Origin of the sequence: Phenylobacterium sp. (assembly GCF_030645195.1) — a bacterium.
In the GTDB taxonomy this organism is placed as follows: domain Bacteria; phylum Pseudomonadota; class Alphaproteobacteria; order Caulobacterales; family Caulobacteraceae; genus Phenylobacterium.
In genome coordinates this window covers 20,298-29,922 of the sequence record NZ_JAUSLW010000156.1, presented here as the reverse complement: position 1 = coordinate 29,922, position 9,625 = coordinate 20,298, and the positions used below count along the sequence as shown (strand labels likewise).

11 protein-coding genes, 1 tRNA gene and 1 pseudogene are annotated in these 9,625 nt (G+C 67.6%); 9 read left to right on the top strand and 4 right to left on the bottom strand.

Annotated features, from left to right (window positions below; translation table 11 throughout):
- The 6 genes and pseudogenes from Q7T09_RS13055 to Q7T09_RS13030 all read left to right on the top strand — a co-directional run.
- Window positions 1-613 (top strand): annotated as a pseudogene (locus Q7T09_RS13055) (elongation factor 4); the annotation flags it as partial.
- Between the two features lie 119 nt (window positions 614-732).
- A complete protein-coding gene (locus Q7T09_RS13050; RefSeq protein ID WP_304700241.1) occupies window positions 733-870 on the top strand; it encodes an entericidin A/B family lipoprotein in 138 nt (45 codons plus the stop codon).
- Window positions 871-1,162: 292 nt separating this feature from the next.
- Entirely contained in the window at window positions 1,163-1,561 is a 399-nt protein-coding gene (locus tag Q7T09_RS13045) for a DUF983 domain-containing protein (protein WP_370689242.1), read from the top strand.
- A 185-nt stretch (window positions 1,562-1,746) separates the two neighbouring features.
- A complete protein-coding gene (locus Q7T09_RS13040) occupies window positions 1,747-1,905 on the top strand; it encodes a DUF3309 family protein (protein ID WP_304700238.1) in 159 nt (52 codons plus the stop codon).
- A 72-nt stretch (window positions 1,906-1,977) separates the two neighbouring features.
- Complete coding sequence (locus tag Q7T09_RS13035; protein WP_304700236.1) at window positions 1,978-3,306, top strand: MFS transporter; 1,329 nt, start codon at window positions 1,978-1,980, stop codon at window positions 3,304-3,306.
- Between the two features lie 3 nt (window positions 3,307-3,309).
- The gene (locus Q7T09_RS13030) at window positions 3,310-4,035 is read left to right on the top strand and encodes a DUF599 domain-containing protein (RefSeq protein WP_304700235.1); all 726 of its coding nucleotides are present in this window, start codon (window positions 3,310-3,312) and stop codon (window positions 4,033-4,035) included.
- Here the strand turns inward: Q7T09_RS13030 and Q7T09_RS13025 are convergent.
- The gene (locus Q7T09_RS13025) at window positions 4,032-4,370 is read right to left on the bottom strand and encodes an MmcQ/YjbR family DNA-binding protein (RefSeq protein WP_304700234.1); all 339 of its coding nucleotides are present in this window, start codon (window positions 4,368-4,370) and stop codon (window positions 4,032-4,034) included. The two genes, Q7T09_RS13030 and Q7T09_RS13025, sit on opposite strands and share 4 nt — an antisense overlap.
- Window positions 4,371-4,540: 170 nt before the next feature.
- On the opposite strand from Q7T09_RS13025, the gene Q7T09_RS13020 reads away from it, so the two are divergent.
- The 3 genes from Q7T09_RS13020 to Q7T09_RS13010 all read left to right on the top strand — a co-directional run bounded on the left by Q7T09_RS13020 (window position 4,541) and on the right by Q7T09_RS13010 (window position 6,525).
- A complete protein-coding gene (locus tag Q7T09_RS13020) occupies window positions 4,541-5,458 on the top strand; it encodes a lipopolysaccharide assembly protein LapB (RefSeq protein ID WP_304700233.1) in 918 nt (305 codons plus the stop codon).
- Window positions 5,459-5,487: 29 nt separating this feature from the next.
- Window positions 5,488-6,387 (top strand): hypothetical protein, encoded by a 900-nt coding sequence (locus tag Q7T09_RS13015; RefSeq protein ID WP_304700232.1) that lies wholly within the window; start codon window positions 5,488-5,490, stop codon window positions 6,385-6,387.
- A 48-nt stretch (window positions 6,388-6,435) separates the two neighbouring features.
- Window positions 6,436-6,525: transfer RNA gene (locus tag Q7T09_RS13010), tRNA-Ser, on the top strand.
- 97 nt (window positions 6,526-6,622) lie between these two features.
- On the opposite strand, the gene Q7T09_RS13005 is transcribed toward Q7T09_RS13010, so the two are convergent.
- From Q7T09_RS13005 to Q7T09_RS12995, 3 genes are all read right to left on the bottom strand, one after another.
- A complete protein-coding gene (locus tag Q7T09_RS13005) occupies window positions 6,623-7,318 on the bottom strand; it encodes an SMI1/KNR4 family protein (protein ID WP_304700231.1) in 696 nt (231 codons plus the stop codon).
- On the bottom strand, window positions 7,315-8,268 hold the full coding sequence (locus Q7T09_RS13000; RefSeq protein WP_304700230.1) for a DNA/RNA non-specific endonuclease: 954 nt from the start codon (window positions 8,266-8,268) through the stop codon (window positions 7,315-7,317). Before Q7T09_RS13000 ends, Q7T09_RS13005 begins: the two co-directional genes overlap by 4 nt.
- A gap of 360 nt (window positions 8,269-8,628) precedes the next feature.
- The gene (locus Q7T09_RS12995) at window positions 8,629-9,621 is read right to left on the bottom strand and encodes a hypothetical protein (RefSeq protein WP_304700229.1); all 993 of its coding nucleotides are present in this window, start codon (window positions 9,619-9,621) and stop codon (window positions 8,629-8,631) included.
- Window positions 9,622-9,625 lie beyond the last annotated feature (4 nt).

The window sequence follows — 9,625 nt, the reverse complement described above, 5'->3', positions numbered from 1 at the left end:
GAAGATCGCCACCATCGCCGAACCCTGGATCAAGGCCACCATCCTGACCCCGGACGAGTATCTCGGCTCGGTGATCAAGCTGTGCCAGGACCGCCGCGGCGAACAACGCGAGCTGTCCTATGTCGGCTCCCGCGCCCTGGTGGTCTACGACCTGCCGCTCAACGAGGTGGTGTTCGACTTCTACGACCGCCTGAAGAGCGTCTCCAAGGGCTACGCCTCCTTCGACTACGCCATCGAGGGCTACCGGGTCGGCGACCTGGTGCGGATGTCCATCCTGGTGAATTCCGAGCCGGTGGACGCGCTCTCCATGCTGGTCCACGCCGACCGCGCCGAGGCCAGGGGCCGGGGCATGGTGGAGAAGATGAAGGACCTCATCAGTCCCCACATGTTCCAGATCCCGATCCAGGCGGCCATTGGCGGCCGGATCATCGCGCGTGAGACCGTGCGCGCCCTGCGCAAGGACGTCACCGCCAAGTGCTACGGCGGCGACATGAGCCGCAAGCGCAAGCTGCTGGACAAGCAGAAGGCCGGCAAGAAGCGCATGCGCCAGTTCGGCAAGGTGGAGATCCCCCAGGAAGCCTTCATCGCGGCGCTGAAGATGGATGCGGATTAGATTTCAGCAGGGCGGTGATCTTCACCTGCGCACCGCCCCTTGCCGCCGGGCCCCGCCCTCGCCTAGAAATCGCCCTCAAGCTTGGCTATGACGCCGGCCCGTCCTTGAGGAGTTCTCGAATGCGCAAGATCGTGGTTCTCGCCGTCGCCGCCGCCGCCCTGCTGACCGCCGCCTGCAACACCATCGCCGGCGCCGGCCAGGACGTCTCGGCCGCCGGCCGCGCGGTCAGCGGCGCCGCCGACGACGCCAAGCGCTAGGGCCGCGGCTTCACGGCGTCCTCCCCGGAGGACGCCAACGGCGTGATCTGGCGCCCGGTGGCGCGACCGTTGAGCCCGGGTTCGCGCAGCCCGTCCTGGAATTCATGAGCCTTCTCCGCGCCTTGCTCCCGAGCAGGTTGCGCGGACGACGCCTTCCCGCTGGCGCGGTGGGACCTAACGACGCGCCCATCTGGGGGAACTTCAAGCCCCGCCTGGGATTGCGAAGATCATGTTCCCGATGCGACCGCCCGCCACCTTGGACTCCCAGGGTCCCGATACACATATGGCGGTCATGTCCCGTCATGAACGTCCCACCCTTGTCCAAGCCATGATCCGTGGCCTGCGCGGCCGCTGCCCCCATTGCGAGCGCGGCAGGCTCTATTGGAAGTACCTGAAGGTCGAGCCCCGCTGCCAGGTCTGCGGCCACGACATCGCCCAGTACCCCGCCGACGACGGCCCGGCCTATTTCACCATCCTGATCGTCGGCCACCTGCTGGTGGCGCCGCTGCTGCTGTTTCCGATCATCTGGCAGGCGCCGGCGGCGGTCATGCTGCCCGCCACCCTGATCCCCCTGGCGGCCGCGACCCTGGCCCTCCTGCCCCGGGTGAAGGGGGCCTTCATCGGCCTGCTCTACGCCCTGAAGGTCAAGGAGCAGGACGCCCATCTGCATACCGCTGATTTCGTCGACTAGGTCGGCTAGAGCGTGACAGCCTGAAGTGGGAACCGGTTCAGGCGCCCGTCACGCTCCTATTTTAGAAGGAGCCCTTTCCTTTCAGATTCTCTGGAAGGAAAGGGCTCCGGCAACCTTAACCGGCGGCGCCCGTTTTCAGGCTTGATCGCCTGGCCACCCGGCCAGGCTCTTGGGAGGCTTGAGCCATGTCGCTGGGGACCATTCTACTCATCATTCTCGTGCTCGCCCTGATCGGCGCCCTGCCCACCTGGGGTCACTCGCGCTCCTGGGGCTACTTCCCCTCCGGCGGCCTGGGCCTGGTTTTGGTGATCGTCCTGATCCTGGTCCTGATGGGCCGGATATAGCGCAAGCGCCCTTCGCGTAAGCGGCAAGACCCTCTAGCATTCCCCCCAAAGTGAGTTCGTTGGGGGGAATGCATGACGGTTACCGAGAGCGGCGGAGAACTTTCGTCGGAGGCCATGGCGCCGGGGCTCACCCCCATGCAGCGGTTCAGGGCCATCCTGGGCGGCTCGGCCGGCAACTTCGTCGAATGGTACGACTGGTTCGTCTACTCCTCCTTCGCTCTCTACTTCGCCAAGCACTTCTTCCCCAAGGGCGATGAGACCGCCCAGCTGCTGCAGGCCGCCGCGGTGTTCGCCGTCGGCTTCCTCGCCCGGCCCATCGGCGCCTGGTTCATGGGCCTCTACGCCGACCGCGCCGGCCGCAAGGCGGCCCTGACCGTCTCGGTCTCCATGATGTGCGCCGGCTCGTTCGCCATCGCCATCATCCCCGACTATTCGATGATCGGCACCGCCGCCCCGGTGGCCCTGGTGCTGGCGCGTCTCGTCCAGGGCCTGTCGCTGGGCGGGGAGTACGGCGCCAGCGCCACCGACATGTCGGAGATGGCCGGCAGGAAGCGCCGCGGCTTCTGGTCGAGCTTCCTGTTCGTCACCCTGATCCTGGGCCAGCTCACCGCGCTCGGCGTCCTCATCCTGCTGCAGAACATCCTGTCGCCGGAGGATCTCGCCCAGTGGGGCTGGCGCATTCCCTTCGCCATCGGCGGGGTCCTGGCCATCGTGGTGTTCTGGATCCGCACCGGCCTGGAGGAGAGCCAGTCCTACCTGACCGCCCAGGCCGAGGGCGCGGAACGCTCGCGGACCATGCTGCTGTTCGTGAAGTTCCCCAAGGAGACGGCGACCATCTTCGCCCTGACCTCGGCCGGGTCCTTGGCCTTCTACGCCTACACGACCTACATGCAGAAGTTCCTGGTCAACACCTCGGGCTTCACGAAGGACATGGCCACGGCGATCACGGCGGCCGCCCTGCTGGTCTACATGATCGCCCAGCCGGCCTTCGGGGCCCTGTCGGATGTCGTGGGCCGCAAGGCCACCCTGCTGGCGGCCTTCCTGCTCGGGAGCATCTTCACCTATCCCATCTTCTCGAGGATCGCCGTGACCTCCGACGCCACCATGGCCTTCGCCCTGATGTGCGCCCTGGTGCTGATCCTCTCCGGCTACACCGCCGTCAACGCGGTGCTGAAGGCCGAGCTTTTCCCAGCCCATGTGCGCGCGCTTGGTGTCGCCCTGCCCTACGCCACGGCCAACGCCATCTTCGGCGGCACCGCGGAATATGTCGCCCTGTGGTTCAAGAAGGAGGGGATGGAGAGCGGCTTCTACGTCTATGTCGCCTCCATCATGGCCATCGCCTTCCTGGTGGCGCTCACCCTGCGCGACACCAACAAGCACAGTCTGATCACGGAGGACTAGGGCATGCCGTTCTCGCCCCTGGACCTGACGGCGCTCCTCGTCTTCGCCGTCGCCTGGCTGGCCTATGAGCCCCTGCTCAAGGCCGCCGCCCGGGGCCGGGGCGCCATCAACACCGACCTGACCCTCATCCGGCTGACCTGGATGAAGAACATGGCCGGGCGCGAGAACAAGTTCATGGACGGCCAGCTGCTGGGCCACGTCCTGAACTCCGCCTCCTTCTTCGCCTCCTCCAACCTGATCCTGATCGCCGCCGCGGCCGGCGTGCTGTTCGGCGGTGAAAGCACCTTCCGCTCGGCCTCCAGCCTGGTGGTGATCAAGACCTCCACCCGCCTGCTGTTCGAGTTCCAGATCGCCCTGGTGCTGGTGGCGCTCGCCCGCGGCCTGCTCGACTTCATCTGGGCCATCCGCCAGATGAACTATTGCATCGCCGTGGTGGGCGCGGCGCCCGACACCGAGGACCAGGCCTTCAAGGACCGCTATGGGGAGGCCGCCGCACGCCTGCTCAACCCGGCGCTCTCGGCCTTCAACGCCGGCGTGCGCGGCTACTATTTCGCCCTGGCGGCGGCTGCCTGGCTGTTCGGACCCATCAGCTTCCTGGTTGTCACCCTCGGCGCGGTCAGCCTGCTGATCTGGCGCCAACGCCATTCCAAGGCCGCCGCCGCCATCCGCGACCTGCGCACATTGCTGGGAACTGGTCCGGTTCCTCCCGCTGCGGGTGAGGAACGCTAGAGCCCCAGCTCTTTCCGCTTCGCCCGGGTCAGCTTTGCGGCGATCAGGGCATGGGCCGTCTTCAGCCAGTCGGCCGCCTCGTCGGGATCCAGCCTGTCCGGCTCGTCGAGGGACACCCACTTGGCCCGGGCCAGATAGGGGGCGGGCCTGGCCATCCCGCTCTCCGTCATCACCTCGTAGGCAAGATCCGTCGCCTTGAACATCAGCCGCCCGCCCAGGCCGACGATGGCGAAGATCTTGCCGCCCACCTTGTAGACGTCGCTGCCGCCCCACTGGACCACCTTGGTGGCCCCCGGGAAGCTCAGGGCGCAGGCTTCCAGCTGCGCCGGAGTCACGGGATCAGGCCCGGTTCGCGCCGGCTGGCCTTTTCGAACTCGTCAGGGGTCATGGCGGTCCTTGTGGCTGGAGACCTCAATATACGGCGAGGGTGCGCCATTTGCCCATCACCCGGCTGGCGTCGCGCGCAGGATATGACACTGTTATGCGAAAGTTCAGGGAGGCGAAGATGGGTGACAGACTGCGCGGGGCGCTGGTCCTCGGGGCGATGCTCAGCCTGGCCACGACAGGCGTCGCCTGGAGCGCCGGCGGCGGTGGCGGGGGCGGCGGTGATATGCCCAGCATGTCGGCCCCGACCTACGATCCGGCCGCCGAGTACGTGAAGGGCGTCGAGGCCCTCAACGCCAGCAAATTCAAGGACGCCGAGCGCGCCCTCGCCCGGGTCGTCGCCGTCCTGCCCCAGAACGCCGAGGCCTGGCGCCTGCTGGGCCTCGCCAACGCCGGCCAGAACGACCTGAAGGGCGCGCGCCGCGCCTATGAGAAGGCCGTGAAGCTTGAGCCCGACAACATCGAGGCCCGTCGCGGCCTCGGCGTGGCCCTGGGCGGTCTGAAGGACGCCAAGGCGCAGGCTCAGCTGGACTGGCTGAAAGCCCGCGCCCTGGCCTGCGGAACCTGCGGCGACGCCCCCGCCGTCGGCGCGGCGGTGAAGGCCGTGGAGAGCGCCATCGCCGGCGCCGCGGTGGCGGCCTCCGGCTCGCTGCAGTTGGCTGGCCCCGCCGCCGGGGACCGCGCCTATCTGGCCGCCGTCAGCCTGATCAATGAGCGCCGCTATGATGAGGCCCTTGCCTCCCTGGCCGCCGCCCGGGAGGCCCTGGGGCCGCACCCCGACATCCTCACCTATCAAGGCTACACTTGGCGCAAGAAGGGCCAGCCCGGGCAGGCCGAGGCCTATTATCGCCAGGCCCTGGCCATCGCGCCCGACCATCGCGGGGCCACCGAATATTACGGCGAGCTGAAGGTGGAGCGCGGCGACCTGGCCGGGGCGCGGGTCATGCTGGCCCGCCTCGACCGCATCTGCGCCTTCGGCTGCGCCGAGGCCGAGGAGCTCCGTCGCTGGATCGACGCCGGCCGCGAACCATCAAGCTAGCCGCCGCCTTCGCCCTCTTTGGGATCGTCGTGGCCCAGGCGGCCGATGCGCCCCTGCGCGCCCAGGCCTGGCTGGCGCCCCAGGCCGATCTCGTGCGCGCCCTGACCACCGCCCCGCCGGAGTGCCTGTCGCCCGCGACCGGTCCTGAGGCCCGCCTCGCCGTGGAGGTGGGCCGCGCGGCCTTCCGCACCCCGACCGTCCTGGGGGGCCAGGCCGCCCGCGCCGGCCTGACCTGCGAAACCTGTCACCGCTCAGGCCGCGACAACCCTGCCTTCCTGCTCCCCGGCGTCTCCGGCGCGTCCGGCACGGCCGATGTCACCTCGTCCCTGTTCAGCTCCCATCGCGGCGATGGCGTCGATGACCCCCGGCCCATCCCCGACCTCAGCGGCGGCCCGAGCGGACTCAAGGTCGCGCCTGCGGACCTGCCACCCTTCATCCACGGCCTGATCACCCAGGAGTTCGACGGCCGCGAGCCGCCGGCCGCTGTGCTGGCCGGACTGGTCGCCTATGTCCGAGCCCTCTCGCCCAGCGCCTGCCCCCGAGCCGGCGCCGTCCCCATCACGGTGGCCAGCCTGATGTCCGACGCGCGGCGCGCCATCGCCGCCGCCGACGCCCTCGCCGCCCGTGGCGACCGCCCCGCCGCCGGAGTGATGATCGCCGCGGCCCGCGCGCGGCTCGGCCTGATCGACGAGCGCTACGCCGCCCTGCCCCGCGAGCGCCGGCGCCTGCGGGCCGCCGACGCCCGCCTGGCCAAGGTCGCCCAGGCCCTGCGTGACGACCGCCCCGATGCCCGGCGACGGCTGGCCGATTGGTCCGCCGACAGCGTGAAACTGGAGGCCGCCCTCACCCGCCGCGAGGCCCGCTCCCTGTTCGATCCCAACCATCTTGCCGCGAGGCTCGGACGCCGCTTGCCCGGGCGAGCTTCCTGAGTATATTGCGCGCCTTCGCGACCGACCTCCGGGCCGTTCGCGACGGCCGGTGAGGTGGCGGAGTGGTCGATCGCGCACGCTTGGAAAGCGTGTTTAGGTGAAAGCCTAACGAGGGTTCGAATCCCTCTCTCACCGCCAAAAGCTTCTGATAAAATAGGCTGGTGACGCTGGGTGTCGTCCTTGACCCCCGCGTTCGGTGATGGCGCGCCTGCAGAGCCGGGCCCAGGGATATGCCTCAGCGCGGAGCGCGGCGGTTGTGCGACACACGCCATGATGCTCGCCATGACACGGGAGACAGCGTCACCCTTGGGCGGTCGCCCACAGGCTGCGGACCTAGCTCGACCCGGACGTCAGTCTTGCCGCCAAAGCTACCGGTCAGGAAATCAGACCGCCAATTGAGGTGTTCGGCCGGGCACGGGGGCGACGGCTCGAACAGGCGATCGCAGGGCAGCATGTCCTCGGGAAATTCCTTGGGTTCGATGTCACCGGTGGCGAGGCCGGCCAAGAAATCGGTTAGGCCGCAGTCGAACGCCTCAAACTCCCCCATCCCCCGGTCCCAGACCACGACACCCCACGCATCCGGCGGCCCGCGTGGCAGCCAGAGGAGATAGTCCCCAAAGTCGGTCTTCCCGAAGGGCAGTAGTCCGCCAGGCTCTGGCCACAGGGGATACGGACGATCCTGAATGTCCCGAAGCGTGTCGCAGATCACCCGCACCTCGGACTGAAGCCGGACATAGGGGCTCCAGAACACCGGGACATGGATTCCCAGGAACTCCATGAAATCGCCGCACCCATAGAGCCTGACGAAATCCTTGTAGTCTTGTGGCAGCGGCGTACCGAGGTCGGCTTCGATCGCTTCCCACGGGCCGAGATAGGCTTCGTCCGGTGCCGCCGGCGGCGGAACCACCCTGATCAGGTTCTCGATCGTCACTCGCGCTTCTTCCCTGCCGGATTTTCGACGATCCGGGCGACAGGCGCGCCGCGAGTCCCGAGCGCCGCCAGCAGAACCCTCGCAGGCGGAAGCACGCCCGGATTGTATAGCGGCATCGCTGTATACTCGATAACTTCTCCCGCCAGGACCCTCCGCTTCATCTCGTTTTCGAAGCGCGCCATCAGCGATGAGTTGGTTGGATTTTGCGTAAGGGTGACGAGATCAAGTGGGCCCCGCCCTGAACCCCCAAGCTGCTTCGCATGCAGGTGGCCCCTCGCTTGGTTGTGCGTTCTGCCGTTGCCTTGCCAACCCGGCGGGGTTTGGCGACGATTGGCCTTAGTCCCGGAATCGACCGTCGACGACGTTAAGGTCGCTACCAAACCCGTTGCCTGTCCTAGCGAAGTCGGCCGGCCATGTCTGACCTCCGGCTGCTTGACCAAGGGCGGAGCCAAGACTGGCCGCCTTGATGTCGGCATCCATGGGACCAACGCCAGACGGGACGTTGCGCCCATCATTGCCGCGTCGACCACGCTTCCCACCATCAGCGCTCCATCGCGCGCCTGAGGTGATCTCTTCGCCAGCGTGGCGATCGCATAGGCAGCGCTTCCGAGTGGATTGTTTGCCATGAACATCGCGCGCCTCGCCATCCGCTGCCGATTTGCGAATTCGGCGGGTGAAAGCAAAAGATCACCAATTGGGACCAGGACGTTGGCGCGCCCGTTGTCTGAACCTTTGTAAGTTCGACCGCCGATCGTGACGTATGGGTTTGGACGAGCCGCCCGGTTGAGAAGAGCGAGACGACTGTCGATAGGTGGGAATGTCGCGGCAGCCAGGGCAGGTAGCGGCGTCTTCGCACCTTGGCTCGGCAGATGCTTGCGCGCCAAATCGTCGTATGGTTCCGCCGCGGGATCGGGAAGAGATCGCGGCTTTCCCTTTGCGATCTTCGTCACTGATCACCTCTTCGTCTATGACATGGACGGGTCCGCGCTTAGCCGCCACCGGCCAGGCAAACTTGCCACAAGCTTCTCGATTATACAAGAACAAAACAAGAACTTTGTGAGTGGGGAATGGTCCTCTGGTCGGCCAGCCATCGACCGAAGCCGGTCAGCGTGCGGTTCTAGATTGCGCTCGGTCGCCGACGTTCCGGGAGACCGCGCAATCTGCTGACCCCCCGCCCCGCTGGGGCCCCCAAGCGCCCGCCGATTCGTGGCGCTGGTCCCCATCGTCCAGAGGTCTGAAGACGCCCGGGAACCAGTCCGCCCTGCATCCACGGCTCGGCCATGCCGATGCGATCGCAGCCAAGGGCTGCTCTAGCCCTGGGCCATCGCCAGCCCGATCAGGATGGCGTTGGCGGCGACGAAGGCCGCCACGATGCCCAGCGACACCCTGCCGTCCCAGGTTCTGACCCGCTCCGCATCGACCGGGCCGTTGCCGAGGCGGAAGGCGAGCACGCTCCAGCCCGTGGCCAGCATGATCAGCGCGAGGACCACGACGTGGAGCTGGTCCAGCAGATAGAGGCCCTCGTGCGGCCCGATCAACTGCTCGAGCGACAGGAAGCTCAGCACCACCGCGAAGACGCCGGTGCCAAGCGCGGCGAGCCGGCCCAGGAAGAGCTCGCTGTCCACAACGTCCAGCGCCAAGCACATCAGACCCAGGATCGCGGCTATGTAGAGGACGAAGGTGGCCTTCACGAAGTTGCCGAGCCGGGCGCGATTGGCCACGATCTCCATGCGCAGGGTGGCGTAATAGCTTGCGCCGTCGGGGAGGGACGGGTCGCCGAAGGTGGTCGGATGCATGGCGACGCCCGCCGTGTTGCGAAACCCGGTCAGCCGCCACCCCGGCGCCTTCACCCCCGGGTCGAGGCCCGAGTTGCGGCTGTCGGCGACATAGCGAAGGCTCCGTTCGTCCAGAACCGCCTCCTCCACCAGGATCTCCAGAGCCTGGCGGTCGAAGGGATAGTTCTGGAGGTCGAAGTCCTGCCGGAAGACGCCGGAGATCTTGCGCGTCGACCACCACTTGCCCCCCCTTTGCAGGGTGGCGTCGAGGCCCTCCTCGGTCTCCGCGGCGTTCAGGAACTCCAGGCTCTCAAGCGGGTTCAACTCGCGCTCGGGACAGACGCTCCACATCCAGAAGTCTGCCTTGAACGTGCCCTCAGCGGCGTTGATGTCGTGCACGGACACGAACCAGGCGCCCAGGCGGCAGGTGATGGCCGGCGTGGGGGCGGCCAGGGCCCGGACGGGTGCAGCCGCCAGCATCAGCAGCCCCAGGATCGCCAGGGCGAGCGCACGGTGCGGAAACTTCATGGTC